The following is a 22,237-nucleotide window of genomic DNA, read 5'->3' on the forward strand; positions in this document are numbered from 1 at the left end:
AATATGCCTCGTGTCAAATGTAATTAATGAGGAAGACTCATTAAAAATCCTTCACTGCCTGATTTATCGGCACGGCTGGTCAGAATTGGTAATTTCATCGAATCTATAAAACCGTAACTTACCTTTTATCCGCTTATTAGTTACGACCATATACTAGCTGCAATAGCCCCGGACCTCATGAAGGAAATAAACAATTGAAAATCTATTCCGGATCATATATGATAACAGCATACTACCAGATTGACACCAGGCGATTAATAGGAGGCAGGGAAATGAACGGATACTCAATAGAAAGTCTGACCGGCGAACTCGTTAAAATCCCCGCCCTGTCACATCTGGCCCCGGAAATGCTCTTCGGCAAAATCCCCTTTTTCTCCGATGTGGTTCCGGACATGCTGCAGCGGATTTCCCGTAAAACCCTTATCAGGATATTCTCCGGTGGTGATGTGGTGTGCCGACACGGGATGTTCAACGAATATTTTCATATCATCCTTTCCGGTACGGCCGCGGCCTTCATCCCCACGGAGGAAAATCCGCGCTATGAGCTCTACAGCCTGGGACCCAATGATTTTTTCGGGGAAGAGATACTCTTTTCCCGGGAGCCCAGGGAAAATTCCATCATTGCCCGGGACCGGCTCCTCACACTGGCCCTGGCCCCCGACGACATTAAAATGCTCATGGAAGGCAATGAAAATATACGCTCCCTTCTGGATCAAAACTATATCAGCCGCAAACTCCGCAAGGACCTGCGCAGCGTGCCTGTTTTCAGCCATCTCAATGACAATCTTTTTGAAGAGGTGCTTGCTCTTGCCAGCCTTGAATCGTGCCGAAAGGGTGAAACCGTCTTCAGGGAAAAGGATTTCGGCGACGCCTTTTACCTGATCAGGACAGGCGAGGTAGAGATTTTCCGCAGCAGGAAGAAAAATGATACGCTGATTTCCATCCTCGGCGAGGGGGAGTTCTTCGGAGAAATGGCTTTGCTTACCAGCGAGCTTCGCAACGGCACGGTCGTCGTGAGCAGCGATGCCGACCTGGTGAAAATATCCCGTGATGACTTTCTTAACCTCATCAGCCGCGATTCATCGGTCAGCCGGCAGCTCAGTTCTGTCGTGGATGAAAGAAGACGGACCAGCGAAGAGGCCATGAGCAATCCCCACATGCCCTTTATAAACCAGCGTCTTATCATCCTGAACCGCATGATCAACCGTCATCTTGATATTCTTTCCCAGTGCGCCATTGAAACCGAAAAGGGAAGCGCCCTCCTTGCCACGCTGCCCGGATCACGCTATCCCTACGTATATCCCCGGGACAGCGCCTGCGCGTCGCGTTTTCTCTACCAGCTGACACTGACGCCCATCAAGGCGGGGAATACCGCCTTCCGGCTTCTTTCGGAAATCGCCCGTTTTATCCTGAATTGTCAGCGTGCCGACGGATACTGGGGGCAGCGCTACGGCATAAAGGGGGAGGATAAGGGCATATACCGCCAGGAGGACAATGTGGCCCACGGGGTCACCATTTTATGCCGGTATCTGCTGGCGGCCCATCGCCAGGGAAAAAGCATTCCCGACCTGGACCGGTACATTGACTCGATCAGCCGGGGCGCGGCCTTTGCCCGAAACAATTATTACCGCAACGAGATCCATCTCTTCTTTTCCACTACCTCCATCCATGAATCGGCCATCGAGGAAGGATACTCTATATGGGTCAATTTCGCCTATCTCCTCATGCTGCGGCTCATTGAAAAGGTGTGCCTGGTCTACCATATCGGCGACCGCTTTCCCGAGGATATGTCCCTGAAAGCGGGCTTTGAGGCCACGCTGGACAAGGTGTTCTCCATCGGGGACCGGTATGTACGCCGGCTCAGGCCTGAAGGCATCGCGGACCTGCGTCCCGATATCACGCTCCTGAGTCCCTTTTTTTTCAACACCGGCATGGAGGATGACTGGTTCCGAGACAATGACATATTCCGGCGCTCCGTGGAATTTCTCTCCGACAACCTCTGGGACCCGGACCTGGGCATGCTGCAGCGCTACCTTCCCTTTATCGAGGACCCGGACACGCATATCCATGCCGGCAACGGCCCCTGGATACAGTACACGGCCATGCTGGCCCAGTACTATTATCATACCGGGGATCTGGAAAAGGGTGACGGCATCATGAACCGCATTGACTCATACCAGTCACGCGAGGGGCACCTCTGCGAGCATCTCACCACGCCGGAACGCTTTTTCGAGTTCAAGCGGCTGGAATGGATACCCGGCCACGACTATGAAAAGGAATTCGAGGATAAAATCCTGGTCCCCGGACTTCCCTATGACCATATCGTGGAAGAGCTGAACCATATGAAAAACGCCTATGCACATATTGAAGAACAGATCACTGCTGGAGGGCCTAAAAAATTCATCTCCTTTGCAACGCCGCTCATGTGGTCCCATGCCGAATACGCCATGGCCCTGCTCATGAAGGCAAAGAAGGAACTGGAACGCTATTCCTATACGCTGGGTTGAAGGAGAAGGCCTTATTCTTCGGGAGCATGATATTCAGCCAGCCGGTCAATGGCAATTTGCCGTATCGTGTTTTCCCTTTTGTCCCCGTCCAGGGAACAACTGCCGGACATTCAGGTCTTCACGCCGAAACGGGGAAGAATTATTTTCATGAATAATCTGTAGAGAAAGGTGTGTCCCATTATAAAAATAATAAAAAATAAAACGGCTTTTATTTCCGGAGTCATGGAAAGGTCCTTTTTTTAGATTTTTAGTATTTTCTTTATTTCTATTACTTTATGTCAATCCTAAAAATAATTTTCATCGCATGGAAACAGCAGGTCCTTTGCCTGCCGAGTTATTTCTATTGACAAAAACCGTAACCTGTCCCAGTCTCTTTATAAAAAGGAGCATTCGCTGAGCATAATGAAAGAAGTCAATCCGAAGCAGAAAAACGAAGATCCGGTCATAGCACTGCCCAGGGGCGGCTACCTTGTCGATACCGACATCGGGTATATACAGTTCGGTTCACCGCCGGAAACAATCAAGGATACCATGCGCATGCCCAGGGGAGTTCCGCAAATCTTTGTTCTCACGCGGGAGATGTTCAACTGGGTCAAGGGTATCAGCGTTGCCGAAATCGAGTTTCCCCTGTATTACAATTACTTTATCAAAAACAAAAAGACCTATATCCTCTGTCGTGAAGAACAGCTCAATCCCATCAAGAGAGTACTCCAGGAATCCATATTCGGTCCCCATGAATTTGATCTCTGCATAGATTACGATGTGGAAACCTGCGATCAGACAATACCTGACATCAAAAGTGAAATGGAATTCTTCAGAAATAAAAACAGGTTTTCCAATCTCTTCGAGGTGGGAATTTTCAAGAACAACCGGTTTACCTTTAAGGGAATAACCATTGAGATCGATGAAAACGACAACTATCATGTATCACAGAAGGGTGCTAAAATTGCAGAAATACCGGGAAAGGTCCAATACAAGCCGACATACCAGATCGGCGAACGTCTGCCAGAACCCTACAAGCCTCCGCTCTTCGGTGTGACCTGTCTCGGTCCGAGTCACGGGTTCGACCCTGAAGAAAACACATCGGGGTTCATCATCTGGCTGAACCACAAGGGCATCATGGTGGACCCTCCCGTCAACTCCACGGAGTGGCTCGAGGATTCCAATGTCAATCCCAAACTGATCGAAAGCATCATCCTGACCCATTGCCACGCCGACCATGACGCAGGCACCTTCCAGAAAATTCTAGAAGAGGCGAAGGTGACTATTTACACGACAGAAACGGTCATGATGAGCTTTCTCCGCAAATATTCAGCCCTGAGCGACGTGCCCATAAGCTACCTGCTGAAGCTCTTCAATTTCAACCCGATAAAAATCGGCAAACCTGTATTCATCCATGGCGGCAAATTCACCATGTTTTACACGCTCCACTCCATACCCACTATCGGGTTCCGCATGGAGTTTCAGGACAAATCATTCGTTTATTCATCGGATCACAACAACGATCCCGACGTACATGAAAAGCTCCTGGAGGAGAACATCATAACCGAGGAACGATACCTGGAGCTGCGTGATTTCCCCTGGGACTCCGATGTCATCTATCACGAATCGGGAATTCCTCCCCTGCATACGCCTATCAGGGTTTTTGAATCCATGAAACGCGATATCCAGAAAAAAATTGTCATATATCACATCGCCAAAAAGGATTTTCCAAAAAAATCCCGTCTAACCCTGGCCAGGTTCGGCATGGAACATACGCTCTACTTCAAGGCGCGGCCGCCCCGTTTCGAAAAGGCGTACCAGATACTGGGTATACTCAAAAACCTGGACTTCATGCGGGAGATCACCATCGACAAATCCATGGAATTTCTCGAGATCGTGGAAGAGGAACGGTACCGGAAGGGAGCCCGTATACTTGAAAAAGGGGCCCGTGGGGATAAATTTTATATCATCCTCTCGGGAAACGTGTCCGTAGACAGCGGCGGTCTTGACCAGCGGAAGATTTACGGCACCTATGATTATTTCGGCGAAGTGGCCGTTCTCACCGAGCAGACCAGGGCCGCCGATGTATTTGCCGAAACCGACGTGGTGCTCTTTACCATCGAACGGGATAAATTCCTGAATTTCATCGCCGGCACTGAATTTGAAAAAACACTTCTTCGCCTGATCAAAATCCGCACCAGTGAGACATGGAACCTCCTGTCCAACAATACTTTTTTCCAGCAGTGTACGGCATCTCAGAAAACATGGCTCGAGTCAATCTTCGTTCCCGAGGAGCGGGAAGGTTCAGGGGTCATCCAGAAAGAAGGGGAATTGATCAACGCCATCTACATCATCAGGAACGGAACCGTCACCGTTTCCCGGCAGGAAAAGGAAATTGCGGTCCTGGGCAGGGGAAATGCCATCGGTTCCATGCAGAAGGTCCACAGGGAAGCGCCGTCCAAATATACTTTTTACCATAACAGTTCCGTTTCTCTCTATGCCATGAACCATGATGACGTCATACGTTTTGTAGAGCATAATCCCGGCCTTCTCATGAAGCTGACCTTTGATTACTGACAAAGAGTATCGGGAAAAAACACAAAAATAGAGAATAAATGCCATTTTTACTCTTGCTTAAGCATCCCTGCTAGCGTATAATACCCCTAATCAATTGATCCTTCTCCCCATCATCGTGATAGTGTAATGGTAACGCAATGGCCCATGAAATAAAAACAATAACAGATACCGCTCTCTTTGGAGAAATTCTCAACAATTATTTTCGTGATTCCAAGCCCGAGGTGCGTCTCTCCAATGGTCATGTATCATCACAGTTTCTGGGATTTAATGAAGGAAAGGCGGCCTTTAAGGTCTTTAACGTCAAAAACCTCCCGCAGGACTGTATGATCATAACCAAAAAGGGAACCGAACTCGTATATGCCTATATGAAAAATATTGGTCAGGAGGAAGACCAGCTCTTCATTTTCGTACCGGAAAAATTCCAGATAATTTACTCTGAGAGGAAGGAAGAGCGAATATCTATGCCATCCGACGAGGGAGGGAAAAAACTGGTATTTGTCACCAATATCATCTCGGACTTTCTCATTGATAACTATCTCTCGCAGGAACAGAAAAAAATTGAACAGATACGGGAAAGAATAAGCGAGGCCCTGGATAAATCCTTTGAATATATACGGGTCTGTTTTTCCAGCGACGGTACTATGGACTCCCGCATGAAATTTTTCAACACAAGCATCACCCCGATATTTATTCCTGACCTGGATAGGAAGGAGTTGTCCAAGGATGAGGCCACGTACAACTTCTATATAAACAATATCTACGCCACGGACTACTATATCAAGAATCACAAATACATTTCCGAAATTGCGGTACCGCTGCTCTACCAGATGAAAATGCCCTACGGTTACATACAGGTTAACAGCAAAAATCCCATGAATGAAGCGATGTTCCGAAGCCTGAAACAATTTTCCATCCAGGCCGATGCTCTCTTCACGCAGCAGAAGATATTCAAACCCGCCGATGAACGCTTCATTGTCACCAATATATCAAAGAAAGGATTTGCCATAGCCTTCAAGGAAAGAAAATTCATTCGCTATTTCAAGGAAAACCGGGCGGTAAGTCTCGATATGATCCTGCCGGGAAACAAGAAGGCATCCATCTATGCCATGGTCCGTCACATAACGACCAATGAGAAAAAAATAATTTTAATCGGCCTGGAAATACTGGAAACGGAAGCCCTGGGCGAGGTGAATTACGACGAATACATAGATACACTGAAATAATGTTCCACCAATCTTTATATATTTATAAATACAGAAACATGAGCAGGGGGCATATCAAATGAAAAAATTATTATTTTCAATCATTTTTATCGCATCCGTCCTGGTTATGCATGTCTTCAGTGAAGACAATAATTCAGCAGGAACCGGTCAGGATCCCGCGATTGCTGAAATAATAAACGCTCACAATAAATACCGGTCTGAGCTCGGCATTCCTCCCCTTACCTGGTCGAACACGCTGGCAAAAAACGCAAAAACCTGGGCAGACCGTCTTGCCGGAGAAAGAAGAATGTATCATAGCTCCGACTCGGGAGAAGGAGAGAACCTGTGGATGGGGACCTCGGGATACTACTCTTTGACGCAGATGGTGGACAGCTGGGGAAGAGAAAAAAGAAATTTCAAAAAAAGCAGGTTCCCCAATGTAAGCCGTTCAGGAAACTGGGCGGATGTGGGGCATTATACTCAGATTATCTGGCGGACAACAACTGAAGTGGGGTGCGCACGATCCAGGGGCGGCGGATTTGATTTTCTTGTCTGCCGATATTCTCCTCCTGGTAACTATATGGGGAAGGAAGTCTATTAACTTTCCCGTGTTTCATCGACAATTTTCTTCAACGCGTCGGGCCGGTTCGTGATGATCCCGTCAATGCCCCAGCCCAGGAGCCGCCGCATGTTCTCTTCCCGATCGATAGTCCAGGCGAATATGGGGATGCCCCTTCGGTGAGCGGCGCGGATAAAGGCCGGCGTGATAACACGGATTCCCTGTCGGCATCCCTTTCCTTCATACTCGGGGTACTTGCCGCTGGAAAACTCCGGGATAGAAAAGACGTCGCACCGGAGAGTACACAGCCGGGAAATCCGCAGCTTCACCGCAATGAGAAACACGACAATCTCCTTCTTCGAAGCACTGGTTGCCACCAGGGGATACATTCTTCTGATAAATCTCAGAATGCTCCCATTAAAAGAACCCATGATCACATATTCTGACTCGCCGTAATTTTTTATCGTCTCCAGCACATTCCGGGTAAAATTACGGTCATGATATTTGACATCAATGGATTTCAGCACATGGGGAAAGGCCGACAGAATCTCTTCCAGTGAAGGTATACGGTATCCCTTTCCCCTGAAAGGATGGGATATTCCCCCGTCGAAGGAAACGGCATATCCGGCATCAAGCCTCTGTATTTCTTCCAGTGAAAAAGACGAAACACTGCCCGTACCGTTGGTGGCCTGTTCCACGGTACCATCATGCATAACCACGGCATGCCCGTCTGCCGTTTCCCATACGTCCATTTCAAGAAGAGCCTTTTCATCAATTTCCAGAGCTCTTCCGAAGGCCTCCATGGTATTTGCCGGATGCTCCTGTGAGGCCCCACGATGAGCCGCCAGGGTAAATGAATCCAGATTTTTAATAAATTGCTTTTTCACCCTGCTTCTATCTTTCAAAGAGAGCCCCCTTTTCCCCAAGACTTATTTGCCGCTATGATAATCCTGAAGCGATTTGACGTCCCATATCCCCTTTCTCTTGGCCTCTATGCCCTTGGTGGCTGCCATGGCCGCGGCCATTGTGGTGATATAAGGAATCTTGAACTTTATCGCCGCTTTCCGGATATAGGAATCATCATGTTCACTCTGTACGCCTGCCGGTGTATTCATAATGAGATGAATCTCACCGTTTTTAATTTTGTCGATGATATTGGGACGGCCCTGGTAAACCTTCAACACCGGTTCAGTATCGATGCCGTTGTCAGCCAGAAATCGCTGAACTCCTTCCGTGGTCATGATTTTAATGCCAAGACGTTTCAGCTCCCGCGCAACCTTCAGGGCCTCGGGGCGGTCATTCTTATTCACTGTCAAAAGCACTGTACCTTCCAAGGGAATGATCTGCTGTGCCGCCTCCTGGGACTTGGCATAGGCCAGGCCGAAGGAATCGGCAAGACCCAGGACCTCCCCCGTGGACCTCATTTCCGGCCCAAGAACGGGATCAACTTCCGGGAACATATTAAAGGGGAATACCGATTCCTTAACACCGAAATGATTAATGTGTTTTTTCTCTATCTTGATTTCCTTCAGAGTCCTGCCCAGCATGATCTGCGTGGCAATGCGGGCCATGGAAATATTGCACACTTTTGAAACCAGAGGAACCGTGCGTGATGCACGGGGATTGGCCTCGAGGATATAAACCTTGTCGTCGGCAATGGCATACTGGATATTCATGAGCCCAACGACGTGCAGCTCGATAGCGATTCTTTTCGTGTATTCCTCAATGGTCCTGATATGCTTTTCCGGTATCGTGACCGAAGGAAGTACGCACGCCGAATCACCGGAATGGACACCGGCCAGTTCAATATGCTCCATAACGGCCGGCACAAAGGCATCAGTGCCGTCACAGATGGCATCTGCCTCGGCCTCGATGGCGTTATCAAGAAATTTATCGATAAGGATGGGCCGTTCAGGAGAAACATCAACGGCCGCCGCCATGTAATTTTTCAGCATGTCCTGGTTATGCACAATTTCCATGGCCCTTCCGCCCAGGACATAGGATGGGCGGACGATAACCGGATAGCCGATTTTCGTGGCTATTTCAATAGCCTTCTCAACGGTGCTGGCCATGCCCGACTCGGGCTGCGGTATGCCAAGCTTTTCCATCATAGAATTGAACCGCTCCCGGTCCTCGGCGAGATCGATGGATTCCGGCGATGTTCCCATGATCTTTACCCCGTTTTTCATGAGTTCGTCGGCGATATTAAGGGGAGTCTGCCCGCCGAACTGCACGATGACTCCTTCCGGTTTCTCCTTTTTGTAGATGCTCAGAACATCTTCAACAGTGAGGGGCTCGAAGTAAAGCTTATCCGAGGTGTCATAATCGGTGGACACCGTTTCGGGGTTGCAGTTTATCATGATGGATTCATATCCCTCATCGCGGAGGGTGAATGCGGCATGCACACAGCAGTAGTCGAACTCGATTCCCTGACCGATCCGGTTGGGACCGCCGCCCAGGACCATGATCTTCCGGTTATTTGACACGGGCACACTGTCGGGAGCGTTGTATGTGGAAAAATAATAAGCTGCATTCTCCACACCGCTCACCGGTACTGCTTCCCATTGTTCCACAACATCCAGGGCCGTTCTCTGCTTCCTCACGGCATCCTCGGTGGTTCCAGTGATGAGAGCCAGGTATTTATCGGCGAACCCATCCTTCTTTGCCCGTGTTAAAAGCGCATCGGGAATCGATCCGTTCCGGTATTTGACTATTTCCTCCTCCAGGTCCACCAGCTCCTTCATCTGCTGTATAAACCACTCCTTGATATACGTTCTTTCATGAAGAGTCGCCACATCAACGCCTTTGCGCAGGGCCTCGTACATGATAAACTGCCGCTCACTGGAGGGCACGCTGAGCAGACGAAGCAGTTCCCCGACGCTCATTTCATTGAATTTTTTCGCAAAACCAAGACCGTACCTTCCATTCTCCATGGACCTTATGGCTTTGAGAAAGGCCTCCTTGTAGGTTTTCCCTATACTCATGGCTTCTCCCACGGCCCGCATCTGAGTGCCCAGCTCGTCCTTCACTCCCTTGTATTTCTCAAATCCCCATCGTGGAAATTTCACTACAACATACTCGCCCGAGGGCGTATATTTCTCAAGAGTCCCGTCGCGCCAGTAGGGGATTTCGTCCATGGTAAGGCCGCAGGCAAGGAGTGACGAGATAAGGGCGATGGGAAAGCCCGTAGCCTTGGAGGCCAGGGCCGATGAGCGTGATGTCCGGGGATTTATCTCGATAACCACAACCCGTCCCGTTTTCGGATCATGGGCAAACTGCACATTGGTCCCGCCGATGACCTGAATCGCTTCTACGATGGCATAAGAATACTTCTGAAGCCGCTCCTGCAGTTCTTTTTCTATGGTAAGCATGGGGGCCACGCAGAAAGAATCGCCGGTATGTACTCCCATGGCATCGACATTTTCAATAAAGCACACCGTGATCATCTGGTTTTTGGCATCCCTGACTACTTCCAGTTCCAGTTCCTCCCATCCCAGCACCGATTCTTCCAGGAGAATCTGGGTTACCGGACTGGCGGAAAGACCGCGTGCGGCCACTTCCCGGAACTCCTCAGCATTATAGATGAGACCACCGCCCGTGCCGCCCATGGTATAGGCGGGCCTGATGACCAGGGGAAACCCCATCTCCTCGGCAATCTTCTCGGCCTCTTCAAGACTGTGAGCCGGTTTGCTCCGGGGCATCTCTATACCCAGCATCTCCATGGTTTTCTTGAACTCGATACGATCCTCGCCGCGCTCAATGGCATCGGCCTGCACGCCGATGATCTTCACACCGTATTTTTCCAGAATTCCCTTGTTGTGCAGTTCAGCCGAAAGATTCAGTCCCGTCTGACCTCCCAAGTTGGGCAGCAGCGCGTCGGGCTTTTCCTTTTTGATTATTTTCACCATGGTATCAAAGTTCAGGGGCTCAATATAGGTGATGTCGGCCGTACCGGGATCGGTCATGATGGTGGCTGGATTTGAATTCACCAGGACGATTGTGTAACCCAGGCTTTTCAGGGCCTTGCAGGCCTGGGTTCCCGAATAGTCAAATTCACAGGCCTGACCGATGATTATGGGACCGGACCCGATTATCATTATCTTGTTAATATCATGGCGTTTTGGCATGGGATGCTCTTCTCCTTCAGTTATTCTTGTATTATGTCTCTCTTTCGGAGAGATGTTTCCCCAGGCGCCCTGGATATTCAAGAATAAAATACATTTTTGTGTCATTTATTTGCCGACAGTACGGAAATGCATATCCTGATAGAAAAATTAACCTTTGGGCGTCGGGAATGTACTCCCGGGACTCCAGTGTCCGATATGATCTGGAACAATCCTGATACCCTGATTGGCTTATACGGCCTGCGGGTTATTCTATTGACAGGCTTAAAGGGCCATGAAAAAGTCTGTAAAAATGTCCATTACATGGGGGTTTGCCATGTCATTCATCAACCAGAAAAACCTTGTACGCTATGGGGTGGGTTTTTTGAATATACGCTTTCATTTCCTGCTCATGACGGGCTTATGGTGGCGCAGGAACCGTACCTTTTTTATATTCGAAGACAAAGCATATACCTACGGGGAAACCAGGGAACAGGCGCAGCGCTTCGCCCGGCTCTTTCTTGCCGAAAGAAAAAAACGCGTGGAAGCGGGGACTCTGGGCAAAAAGGATCGCATGGCCATAGCCATCTACCAGGAAAACAACCCGGCATTCATTTTCTCCCACTTCGGTGCGGCCCTGGCAAACTGCATTGTCTTTGCCGTTAACACGGGATTCCGCGGCGAGACCCTCTCCGGTGTTATGAACCAGTCAGGCGCCGCGATCCTCATCACCGATCCGGTTCATCTGGGAGAGGTGATGAAGGCCATGCCGGCCATTACAGCCCTGGGAGCATCGGACGTGTATCTGTCGGAAAAATCACCTGGTCCCGTGGACCCTGCCGTCCAAAACCTGGACGACGCCGTGGACAAGGCGCAGTCTGTTGATGCCGATCAGTATTTTCTGCCCATTGCGAACACGAGCCCCATGATCGTCATTTACACCTCGGGCATGACGGGCCTGCCCAAGGGAGTACCCTGCACGCACATCAAGCTCTACGGCGCCGGCCTGTGGACGCAGATGCGGATCAGGCTTAATAAAAATGACCGCGGCTATATCTCCATGCCGCTCTTTCACTCCAATGCTCATTATGTGGGAATCATGCCCCTTTTGCTCGTGGGCGGCAGTTTTGTGCTCAAGCGGAAGTTCAGCGCCAGCGCCTTCGAGGAAGATATGCTGAAATACGGTGTAACCTATTTGAACTATGTGGGTCAGCCGCTCCATTACATTATCACAGCCCTGGAGAAAAAATACGGAAGCGGCGAGGCCGTGGGAAAGACCCTGGCTAATCATCCGCACAACAATTTTAAAAAGGCCCACGGGAACGGTGCATCCGTCGTGGACCGTAAAAAACTCAAGCGTTATCTCAACATGCACCACATTTACGAGCTGTACGGCTCCACCGAGGCTCCCATCACAACAGCCAATAAGCCCGGCGACCCCATAGAGTCCCTGGGCAGAATACCCGGTTCGGTAGTCATCCTCGACGAACAGGGGAAGCCGTGCCCTCCGGGGATTGCAGGCCCCGATGGAAGTCTCCTCAACTACGATGATGCCGTGGGAGAGATATGCAAGAAAATGGGAAAGGACAATGTTTTCTTCGACGGCTACCACGGCAACACAAAAGCCACGGAGCAAAAATTCCGTGAAGGATATTTCCATTCCGGCGACCTGGGGCATGTGCGCATCGTCAATGGCAGGCGCTACCTGTATTTCAATGGACGCACCGACGACTGGATCCGGAAAGACGGGGAGAATTTCTCGGCTGAAAATGTATTACATTACGCGCAGATACTTCCCGGCGTCAGCGAGGCCATAGCCTTCGGCGCTCCCTGCGAGGTGTCCGACGAGAAGGTCATGATTGTCGTGCAGATGAAAGAGGGGAGGAACTTCGATCCCAGGGCTGCCTATGAGCATTTCATGCACCAGCAGCAAAACGGCGGCATGGACCCCAAGTGGATGCCCGACTATATCCGTATCATCGAGGCCTTTCCTGTCACCACCACACAGAAAATAATTGTCAGGCCCTTTAAAAAGCAGAACTTCAATCTGGCGGAAAATCCCGGCATGGAAATTTATTTCCGACGGCGCGGAGACACCACCTATCACCGCATGACCCCGGAGCTTTTCCGCGCGATAGAGGATGATTTTGAAAAGACGGGCAGGCTTTCAGTGCTGAATTCGGGCTGATACATTGAAAACAGTGCACGGAAAGTCCAACTCATTCTGAACTGCAATGCAGAGAGAAAGGTTTTCCCCTGTTCCCTGCGAAAGAAGGGAGCCAGTCGTGCATCATGAAAAATCCCTTAAAAGTGTTTTTTCGATTGCCCTCTCATATACTTAGCGGCATACTTGCCGGATCAAGGAAAGCCCGATATGGAACTGTTTGGAATCATTATTATATTTCTCATCATTTTTATCGCCCTCGCTATTCGTGAGAATTCCAAAAGTAAAAATAATCATTTTCCCGGAATAAATTATGCGGGACCGCAATACCTGATCGAGGCCGGAAAATCCCTGGGATGCAGAATGAACGCAACAGGGACCTACGGCACCGGGACCCTGGACGGTGTCACCTTTTCCCTGAAGACTTTTGTGGGACAGAACGAGCAATTAGGGACCGAGGTTTTCATCAATCATACCCTTCCGGTCAGGGGCCTCTCCAATATAACTAAGGAAAACATGCTGAGCAGAATTAAAAAAGATTTCGGCAAAGATGATGTCGTCATCGGCGACGGGTTCTTCGATGATAAAATGCTCATCAAGACCCAGAACTCCTGCGGCCTGGCGGCCCTGCTGAACCATAATACCAGAAAACGTATCCAGAGGCTTTATGAAATATCGGCCTCCTTCGAGATATCCAATTCCTGGATCAGGACCAATCTCCGCTTCAACGATAACAGCAAACAGGCCATTATCGATCTCGTCAAGGCCGCCGTGGCGGTCAGCGCTTCCCTGGTCCGGGAAAGTGATACCCGGCAAATGCTCATGGACAACATCTTTTCCGATCCCGAACCGGGGGTCCGCCTGAACAACCTGGAACTCCTGGCATCTAATTTTCCTTCATCCCCTGAATTGATGCAGGTCTATGAAGACGCCCTGGCCGACCCCTCCCTTAATGTGCAGGTAGCCGCGGCCTCACTCCTGGGTGAAAAGGGAATGAGCCATCTCCTGGAGCTGGCAAAAAACGGGAATCCCGAAAAGCTCCTGTTGCTGAAAATAATCCGTCTTCTCGGTGAACACCGCCACCTCGCCGGCAAAAACTTTCTCCTGGACCTCTTTACCCGCACCGGGAACAGGGAAATTAAAATTGCAATCCTCCATGCCTGTGAAGGGATGGCCAGCGAAGAACTCATTCCCTTCCTCGCGGGAATGCTGGAGGAAAAGGACCATACTATCCTTGCTCCTGTCATTGGCGCCCTGGGGACCTGCGGGAACCTCGATATAATGGAGCGGCTTTATACCTTATACAAAAACAGCCTTCACCCCGGTATTCGCGAAGAGGCCTCGCGGGCCATGAGCAAAATACAGGGCCGCTTCGGCGTTGAACGAGGCTGGCTCTCCGTAGCGGAGCTGGCCGGAACCGAAGGGGGGCTCAGCCTGGCCGATGAGGCCGGCGAAGGATCTCTGAGCCTGACGGAAGAAAAGGAATCAGAAGAATGAAGGATTCGCGATTTGCCATTGATCTGGGAACAACCAATACAGTTGTGGCCCGCTGGAATGATGACCTGGGCAGGCCCGAGATCATCCGCCTGGAAGACATCTGCCGGAACCGGGGAATAAATACAGCCATCGACGATTCCTCCACGATCCCATCCTCAGTTTACCTCCTCCCCCCGGAGGAGTGTTATGGCTTTCCTCTGAAATACCTCTATCGGAACAGGCAGAAATATACGGGCGGGCTCATCGGCCGCCGTGCCGATGAACAGGACGGCGGGCTTTGCAGCGACCGGTACATTACCGGGTTCAAACCCGCCCTGGCGGTTAGCGGGTACCGCTTTATCGGCAAACTTGGAAAATGGAACTTCACTGCCGATGACGCGACGCGCATTTTTTTCAGGTCCCTTTTCAATTCCATAGAAAAATCCAGAAAAATATCCGTTTCCGGTCTCACCTGCTCCATCCCCGTGGACTTCTATGAATTTTACCGGGCCCGGCTTCAGAAAATCACCCGCGAAGCGGGCATAAAATATTTCAGGACCATTGACGAACCCGTAGCCGCCGCCCTGGGCTATGGTCTCAGCATGAGTGAAGGAAAGAATATCCTGGTCATTGACTTCGGCGGCGGGACCCTGGACCTGGCGCTGATACGGATGAAAGAGGGGAGCGGAAACGCGGGGCACTGCACGGTCATTGCCAAGACCGGCGTCCCCCTGGGTGGAAACACCGTTGATGAATGGATTCTTCAAAAAGTCTGCTCCCATTACGGGTATGACGCGGCTGCCATTGCGGCAGATCCGTCGTCGCACTGGTGGTACCGCATGCTCCTGGCCGAGTCATGCCGCATCAAGGAATCCCTTTTCCTGAACGAGAGGGAAACCTTTTATCTTCTGCCTTCCGCCATAGTAGAAGGAAAGAACGTACCATTCCCGGGCAGGCGGGAACATTCCAGAAAGCCCATTGATATCACCGGAGAAGAATTTCATGACCTTCTCAGGGAAAAGGGACTTTACGATATTATTGACCGGGCCGTAATCGCGGTACTGGAACGGGCCGGAAGCATGGGCGTAAACGAAAAGGATATCAGCGATGTTCTGCTCGTGGGAGGATCAACCCTTCTGCCCGGCGTGTATAAAATGATCGAGGACCGTTTCGGCCGGGACCGTGTCCGCGCCTGGCAGCCCTTCAATGCCGTGGCCTTCGGCGCCGCGGCTTTTGCGGCAGAAAAGGTCTACAAGGACGATCACATAACCCATGACTATGCCTTTATCACCTATGACCGGAAGAGCCATGACAAGCAGTACAATATAATTATTCCCGCAGGCACGGGGTTCCCCACGCCGCCAGATCTGTGGAAGCGGCAGCTGACGCCGACCTGCGCCCTGGGAGTACCAGAGCGTCTATTCAAACTGGTCATCTGCGAAATCGGGAAAAAACACGTCGTGGGCCAGGAATTCATGTGGGATGAAAAAGGTTCCCTTCATTCACTCGATCAAGAAACGGAATCATCACTGATTGTTCCCCTCAATGAATCGGACCCGACCCTGGGAGTCCTTGACCCTCCCCACCAGCCCGGCGACGTCCATGCCCGGGTTGACCTCTCCTTCATGATTAACGAGGATAAATGGCTCTGCGCCACGGTCTTTGATCTTTTAACAGGGAAATACCTCTTCAGGGAGAGGCCGGTGATACGGCTCAAGTGAGCTCTCCAGCGGCATGAAATGGCAATAATCCATATTGCTAATGATAATATGATTCTGATTTATTATTAAAATATATATCAGGACGCATAAGAAGTCATAATATAACTTACTATTTTTCCTGAATAAATTATTCAACAAATTCCAGGATAATAATTTTCCGCGTTGAGGCTATGTACGCACGATTATTCTCGCATTCAACATCAACCGGTTCACCGATATCGACATTTTCTATGCTGTTTGCAAATTGGTTAACACTGCTGGAAATCCTTCCCACCTCATTCACAGCTCCGTTAGGACCGAATGTTCCAATACGAATCCCGTTATACGATTGTGCAAATATTATATATTCATCATTGCACACATGTGCATCACTACCCCCCGTACCATTCGGTTCCCAGTAATCAAGAAGCATGGGAAAAGCCGGTTCCTGACCATTGATGATCTGTATCGAGCTATTCTCCGATACTATTGCCAGGCTGTTTTCTGCGTCATAAAATTCAATATCATCCGCCAAGGTATACTCGCCCAGGTTAATATGTGATATGATTGAAATATCATCAGTATCAGAATAATCAATACAATCGATATCGATACCGGTCAGGGTTCCCTTGAATTTACAAACATATGCCATCTTGTTTTTAATATCAAGACCGAGACCACGCGTTGTATGGTCTATGCTAATAGTATCAACTGGACTTGGATTGAGAGGGCTGGATATATCGTAAATTTCGAGATATCCTCCAGTCACTACAAGAAGCAGATTGCCGTCGATTTCAACATCCTGAGAGTTTGTACCTGTAAGGTTGACTGTTGTTTCTATTTCAGGATTGCTTTTATTAGAGATATCAACAACGACGAGTTGATTATTGCCGGTGCACACATATGCTGCCGTATCATTGACTTCGACATCAACGGGGATACCGCTTGAAATTGGTACAGAACCGATAACTCCAGTATTTGACAAGTCAGTGGCATCGATTATTTGCAGGCCGTTGAGGCTGGCCACATACATGATGCTGTCTTTGACACATATATCTACGGTATCTGTGGCGGCACTGTAGATATATGCCAAACCAAGGATATCTTCTCCGGAATCCGATTTGCTAGAATCATCACAAAAACTTACCGATAAGACAACGGACAGGATAGCAATGTACTTCATAGCCTTTTCCATGGAATTTCATCTCTCTCGAATATATAATTAAACTAACTGCACCACTATACAGTTTTCATTATGCTGAGTCAAATAATTTTTATTAAGCAGGTATCCTTTGATAATATTGAGGAAAATTCCGGTCTCGACTTCAGCGAAGGCCCTTCTCAAGACGCCAGGCGATACCAATTACCAGCAGTGAAACGGCCATCATTAATGAATACACAACGACAATATTGTCCGGTGACGACGCCAGGCCCAGACTCAGGTGGAAGGCCGTCAGGCACAGGGCGAATACCAGCATAGTGCGCCTGAAACGGGCAGACGTTACTGTGACTGACCTGAAATAGATCAGAAGGCCCACGACGAACATGCCGATCTCCAGGGAGTTTGAAACAACCGGGTAATTCCATAGTCCAAAACCCATTTTGGTGCTGTTAAGACCTGAGACATAAATATCGGGAGCATGAACAATAACATCACACAGAAAGTGCGAGAACACACCCAGGGAGAGCACCAGGGACGCCCTGAGACAGGCGTCCTTTTCCTGTCCTCTCATCCGTCCCAGAAACATCACCGCTGCAAAGACCATCAGGGATATAAAGGCCATGCCCGCCAGGCTGTGCGTATAGGGCGATTCGCCTTTAATAGGGACCCACCTGGTGAAGCCGGGCACAATTTCCACTTTCTCAACACCGGTTATGCCCAGAGCATAATGAATAATATCGATCAGGGTCACTGAGAGGAACAACAATCCCAGCGAAAGTTTATTATCCGCCTTTTTCAGGGCCAGGCCCACGCCATAATGACCAATAAACATATCATACTCACTTTTTAATGATTTTTAGATTCATAGGAATTTCCTGTGTCAGAAACCGGTCCATAGGACACACGATGTAAGTCTTGTGCTGTGGTTCGACCGGTCACTGAGCTTTGCCGAAGTGCACCGACCGATATCGAAGCACTTGTGCTGAGCCTGTCGAAGCATCTGAACCTGTTTTTGATCACCGCCAGGTTGATGTATTGAAAAAATATACCGGGAAGGCAAGGCTTTTTAGAATTTTTCGCACACCAAAATCACCAAAATTAAGAAAATTTGCGTTGTAGTTCACCGTGAGGCCTTTCATTACCCGCTGAAGGTCCTCCGTACCCAGCTTTGATGCTCAGCCCAAGCCGGTCTCCGATTCTGTGAGGCGCAGCCCTTTTTGTCGCTTGCATTTGCCTCTGAATCATGGTATCATGGTGCTCCACGGAGGACTCATGGTTGGACGTTTTTTTAACATGATGCTTTCCAGATATGACGAAAACGACTATGTGCTGCGGCAGAAGGCCAGGGTGCTTCTGGTTATGTACATTGTCGTGTTTCTCGCGGTAGTTTTAGTCGTATCGCAAAATCTTCAGAACATGATTTTTGATGTGTGGGTCACTATTCCGTTGATCGGCGGGTTATTTCTGATTTTAGTCATGATATGGCTTCTTTCGCTCGGCTATTATACGTTTGCTGCACATTCGCTTATTGTATTTACCATCATTGATATCTGGGTCACGATGTATTTTGAAAAAGGGGAGCTCGTTGCCCGGCTTGACACGATAGCCATACTTATCGGTATTCTCTCGGTTACCGCTCTGGTGGCGTCGAAACATAAACAGGTGATTATTTTTTATTACGTGTTCAACATAATCTTGCTTCTTGCTTTCATTCCCTTTATGCGAACCAGACTTGGCATGACTTCTGATCAAATCGCTGAATATATGGGTGATTCGATCGGCGGGATAATCATTGCATGTATGCTCTCGTATCAGTTTTTTTCAATCTATACGAGCGCCCTTGCCCGGGCTAATGATGAAATTGAAAAAAACTCCGAACTAAATCGTACTCTCGAACAGAAAGTGGAAGTCCGCACATCCGAGCTGCAGACGGCTATGGAAGAGATCGAGGCGATGAACGATTATCTCAACGAAACAAACCGAAGTCTTCTTGACGCGCAGCATATTATGCATCGAGACATGGACATGGCGGTGAACGTGCAGCGCAAGTTTCTTCCCGGTGGGCCGCCGCAGGTCGACGGATGGGAGATTGCCTATCACTTCAGACCCATGTCCGGGGTGTCCGGTGATTTTTATGATTTTTATGTGAACGATCGCCGGCTTGACGGTCTCGCCATGTTCGACGTATCGGGGCATGGTATCGCCTCGGGACTCATCACCATGATCACGAAATCTATCCTGTATCGCAATTTCTCCCGATATCCCGAAAAACATATCAACGAGGTGCTTTCCATCGCCAACCAGGAAATCATCGAAGAGATCGGCCAGGTGGACAATTATATCAGCGGTATTTTTTTGCGTTTTGACGGCGGCCAGGTTGAATACGCAAACGCGGGACATATCGACATGCTCAAATATTCTGTCGGAAATTGCGTGACTCCTGTGCTGCCGCCGGATGTGGAAAGCAAGGGGCTTTATCTCGGGGTTGACATGATGAACTTTCCCTATCCGCAATTCCGGTTCAGCATAACGCCCGGTGACGAACTGCTTCTCTTCACCGACGGTCTCGTCGAGGGAAGAAATACCGATCAGGAACAGTACGGAATGCAACGCGTTATGGACGTCTTTACAGGTCTTGACCCGAAAGAATCGTGCGAAAACCGCCTGTATTTCCTGGTCAGGAATTTTCTTGAATTCACCGGAAACAATGTAGGAGATGATTTGACAGTGATATTGCTGAGAAAGAAATGATGATTTCTCCATTATCTGTTTCCATCCGGCATTGGTGATTGTTTTTTCTGTAATGATTTTTATGGATACACAGAAATTTCCTATCTATCAAAAAGGAGAGCTTTCCAATATGTTAATTCGTTTTAGAATAATCACGGTATTTTTATTGATGATAGTCCTGCATGTATTTCCATGTCAGATCTTATATGCCGCGACACCAATAACATTACAGCATGATCAGGAATCATACGAGTTATGGGACCACATTGACATTAATGTTGACCCCGACGGAAATCTGGGCCCTGAAACATTATCGCGCGTCCACTGGGAAAAAAACATCAGAAAGGTTATTCAGTATGGCCTCACAGGCTACACGTACTGGATGCGATTTACCGTCAACAACACTGCCGGAATCGATTCCGAGTATTATCTTGACACAAACGATACACAGACCGAGATAGTCGAGCTATATCTTGCAACGGGGACATCATGGAAACTTCTGAAACAAGCAGGCCGCTTCCACCCTGATTCCTTTAAGCTCTGGAACAGACCTGACATTCCTTTCGTTCCTCCCCGGGGCACCACCACGTATTACTTGAAAGCCGCCAGTCAGTCGTATATCAATTTTGAACCGGTACTGAGAACTCCGACAAATTATCTTAAAAAAATTTCGCGCTACCTCTTTTTGTATGGGGCCTATTTTTCAATTATTGTCGTCATGATTTTATACAATACGCTGCTATTCATCGGCATGAAGAGCAAGACCTATGCCTTCTATGTTCTTTATCTTATTTCCATTTTAGGGCACCAGTTTTTCGGCGAAGGGTTTGGCGTTATGTTCTTCGGAGCCGGATATCTCCCTCTCTACTCGGGGATAACCTTCATCGCAGCATGTCTCTTCACTGACTCGTATTTCGAAAACCGACGAAATCATCCATTGATACATCGGGCCGGCATCTGGCTGATGGTTGCCCTGGGGGTCTGGAGCGCAGGTTCGCTGTTTATCCATCCACAGCGATATGCCTATTTCATCACAAGCAGCATCGTTTCAACGGTGGTTTACACATATGTAATACTGAACTGTGCCGCAGCCATAAAGGCGGGGAATAAAACCGCGAGTTTTTTCATACTGGGCTGGTCGGGACTCATCATTTTTTCCGCGATGTATCTCGGGGTCATATTTCAGATCATACCCGCGAATGGGTTTACTCTGAACGGTATCGGCATCGGATCGGTCTATGAAGCTGTGATGCTCTCTCTCGCACTCGCCCAGCAGGTCAACATCAGCAGACAGGAAAGGGAGGAAGCAATACAGCGAAACCTCGACACCCAGACCAGGATGGCCGAGTCCTTTGCACGCTTCGTTCCCAAGGAATTTATTCAATTCCTGGGCCGGCAGAGCATCATAGACATACAGCTCGGCGATCAGATTCAGAGAACCATAACTATTCTCTTTTCAGACATCCGCTCTTTCACGACCTTCTCTGAAAAAAATACCCCCCAGGAGACGATAGATTTTTTAAATTCGTACTTTGTAAGCATCGGGCCCATAATTCGCAAAAACAGGGGATTCGTCGATAAATACATCGGCGATGCCATTATGGCCCTGTTCCCGGGAAACCCCGATGATGCCATAGACGCGGCTGAGGAGATGATGCATCAGCTCGATAAATTCAATGCAGACAGGACCATATCGAATCGTGAGACCATCAGAATCGGTATCGGAATTCATACCGGTGAATGCATGCTCGGCACCATTGGTGAAAAGGACAGACTTGAAACAACGGTCATCGCTGATGCAGTTAATACTGCCTCGCGACTTGAAGGCCTCAACAAACGGTTCAATACCACTATCCTGATATCACAGAAAACACTGGCGTCATTGAAAAACCCGGGGAAATATCATGTCAGGGACCTCGGACTTCAACAGGTACGGGGCAAGACCGATAAGCTGCATATCCATGAAATCATACAACAGCACGCACAGCATGTTTGATGATATCTTATGGTTAAGAATAAAATATTTCGGCTGCATGGGGATCTCGGCCACCCAGAACCGGTTGAGGAGACACGAC

The 22,237-nt window shown here is 49.0% G+C and carries 13 protein-coding genes; 9 read left to right on the top strand and 4 right to left on the bottom strand.

What is annotated here, in order from left to right; all coding sequences use genetic code 11:
- Positions 1-194 precede the first annotated feature (194 nt).
- The 4 genes from CVV44_08445 (at position 195) to CVV44_08460 (ending at position 6,869) form a co-directional block, all read left to right on the top strand.
- A complete protein-coding gene (locus CVV44_08445; protein PKL38889.1) occupies positions 195-2,507 on the top strand; it encodes a hypothetical protein in 2,313 nt (770 codons plus the stop codon).
- A 402-nt stretch (positions 2,508-2,909) separates the two neighbouring features.
- Positions 2,910-5,066 (top strand): cAMP/cGMP-dependent 3',5'-cyclic-AMP/GMP phosphodiesterase, encoded by a 2,157-nt coding sequence (locus CVV44_08450; GenBank protein ID PKL38890.1) that lies wholly within the window; start codon positions 2,910-2,912, stop codon positions 5,064-5,066.
- Positions 5,067-5,203: 137 nt separating this feature from the next.
- Positions 5,204-6,289, top strand: coding sequence for a hypothetical protein (locus CVV44_08455; GenBank protein ID PKL38891.1), 1,086 nt, complete (start codon positions 5,204-5,206; stop codon positions 6,287-6,289).
- Positions 6,290-6,347: 58 nt separating this feature from the next.
- Entirely contained in the window at positions 6,348-6,869 is a 522-nt protein-coding gene (locus CVV44_08460; protein PKL38892.1) for a hypothetical protein, read from the top strand.
- Here CVV44_08460 and CVV44_08465 read toward each other — a convergent pair.
- Both CVV44_08465 and CVV44_08470 read right to left on the bottom strand, forming a co-directional pair.
- Positions 6,866-7,732 (bottom strand): hypothetical protein, encoded by an 867-nt coding sequence (locus CVV44_08465; protein PKL38893.1) that lies wholly within the window; start codon positions 7,730-7,732, stop codon positions 6,866-6,868. The genes CVV44_08460 and CVV44_08465 overlap by 4 nt on opposite strands.
- 24 nt (positions 7,733-7,756) lie before the next feature.
- On the bottom strand, positions 7,757-10,954 hold the full coding sequence (locus CVV44_08470; GenBank protein PKL39249.1) for a carbamoyl phosphate synthase large subunit: 3,198 nt from the start codon (positions 10,952-10,954) through the stop codon (positions 7,757-7,759).
- 271 nt (positions 10,955-11,225) lie between these two features.
- On the opposite strand from CVV44_08470, the gene CVV44_08475 reads away from it, so the two are divergent.
- The 3 genes from CVV44_08475 (at position 11,226) to CVV44_08485 (ending at position 16,291) form a co-directional block, all read left to right on the top strand.
- Positions 11,226-13,118 (top strand): hypothetical protein, encoded by a 1,893-nt coding sequence (locus CVV44_08475; protein PKL38894.1) that lies wholly within the window; start codon positions 11,226-11,228, stop codon positions 13,116-13,118.
- 186 nt (positions 13,119-13,304) lie between these two features.
- Entirely contained in the window at positions 13,305-14,591 is a 1,287-nt protein-coding gene (locus tag CVV44_08480; protein PKL38895.1) for a hypothetical protein, read from the top strand.
- A complete protein-coding gene (locus tag CVV44_08485; GenBank protein ID PKL38896.1) occupies positions 14,588-16,291 on the top strand; it encodes a hypothetical protein in 1,704 nt (567 codons plus the stop codon). Before CVV44_08480 ends, CVV44_08485 begins: the two co-directional genes overlap by 4 nt.
- A gap of 127 nt (positions 16,292-16,418) precedes the next feature.
- Here the strand turns inward: CVV44_08485 and CVV44_08490 are convergent, their stop codons facing one another.
- Both CVV44_08490 and CVV44_08495 read right to left on the bottom strand, forming a co-directional pair.
- Positions 16,419-17,465: a hypothetical protein gene (locus tag CVV44_08490; protein ID PKL38897.1), complete on the bottom strand. Its 1,047-nt coding sequence runs from the start codon at positions 17,463-17,465 to the stop codon at positions 16,419-16,421.
- A 130-nt stretch (positions 17,466-17,595) separates the two neighbouring features.
- Entirely contained in the window at positions 17,596-18,264 is a 669-nt protein-coding gene (locus CVV44_08495) for a hypothetical protein (protein PKL38898.1), read from the bottom strand.
- 419 nt (positions 18,265-18,683) lie between these two features.
- On the opposite strand from CVV44_08495, the gene CVV44_08500 reads away from it, so the two are divergent.
- Together CVV44_08500 and CVV44_08505 are read left to right on the top strand one after the other, a co-directional pair.
- Positions 18,684-20,183: a hypothetical protein gene (locus CVV44_08500; protein PKL38899.1), complete on the top strand. Its 1,500-nt coding sequence runs from the start codon at positions 18,684-18,686 to the stop codon at positions 20,181-20,183.
- A 52-nt stretch (positions 20,184-20,235) separates the two neighbouring features.
- Complete coding sequence (locus CVV44_08505; protein PKL38900.1) at positions 20,236-22,158, top strand: hypothetical protein; 1,923 nt, start codon at positions 20,236-20,238, stop codon at positions 22,156-22,158.
- Positions 22,159-22,237 lie beyond the last annotated feature (79 nt).

The sequence above is a fragment of the Spirochaetae bacterium HGW-Spirochaetae-1 genome, from assembly GCA_002839375.1.
Classification (GTDB): Bacteria; Spirochaetota; UBA4802; order UBA4802; family UBA5550; genus PGXY01.

Bases quoted from the DNA above. Each gene is read 5' to 3' on its own strand.
- CVV44_08450 (PKL38890.1), top strand. From the start codon at position 2,910: ATGAAAGAAGTCAATCCGAAGCAGAAAAACGAAGATCCGGTCATAGCA.
- CVV44_08455 (PKL38891.1), top strand. From the start codon at position 5,204: ATGGCCCATGAAATAAAAACAATAACAGATACCGCTCTCTTTGGAGAA.
- CVV44_08460 (PKL38892.1), top strand. From the start codon at position 6,348: ATGAAAAAATTATTATTTTCAATCATTTTTATCGCATCCGTCCTGGTT.
- CVV44_08470 (PKL39249.1), bottom strand. From the start codon at position 10,954: ATGCCAAAACGCCATGATATTAACAAGATAATGATAATCGGGTCCGGT.
- CVV44_08475 (PKL38894.1), top strand. From the start codon at position 11,226: ATGAAAAAGTCTGTAAAAATGTCCATTACATGGGGGTTTGCCATGTCA.
- CVV44_08480 (PKL38895.1), top strand. From the start codon at position 13,305: ATGGAACTGTTTGGAATCATTATTATATTTCTCATCATTTTTATCGCC.
- CVV44_08485 (PKL38896.1), top strand. From the start codon at position 14,588: ATGAAGGATTCGCGATTTGCCATTGATCTGGGAACAACCAATACAGTT.
- CVV44_08490 (PKL38897.1), bottom strand. From the start codon at position 17,465: ATGGAAAAGGCTATGAAGTACATTGCTATCCTGTCCGTTGTCTTATCG.
- CVV44_08495 (PKL38898.1), bottom strand. From the start codon at position 18,264: ATGTTTATTGGTCATTATGGCGTGGGCCTGGCCCTGAAAAAGGCGGAT.
- CVV44_08500 (PKL38899.1), top strand. From the start codon at position 18,684: ATGGTGCTCCACGGAGGACTCATGGTTGGACGTTTTTTTAACATGATG.
- CVV44_08505 (PKL38900.1), top strand. From the start codon at position 20,236: ATGATTTTTATGGATACACAGAAATTTCCTATCTATCAAAAAGGAGAG.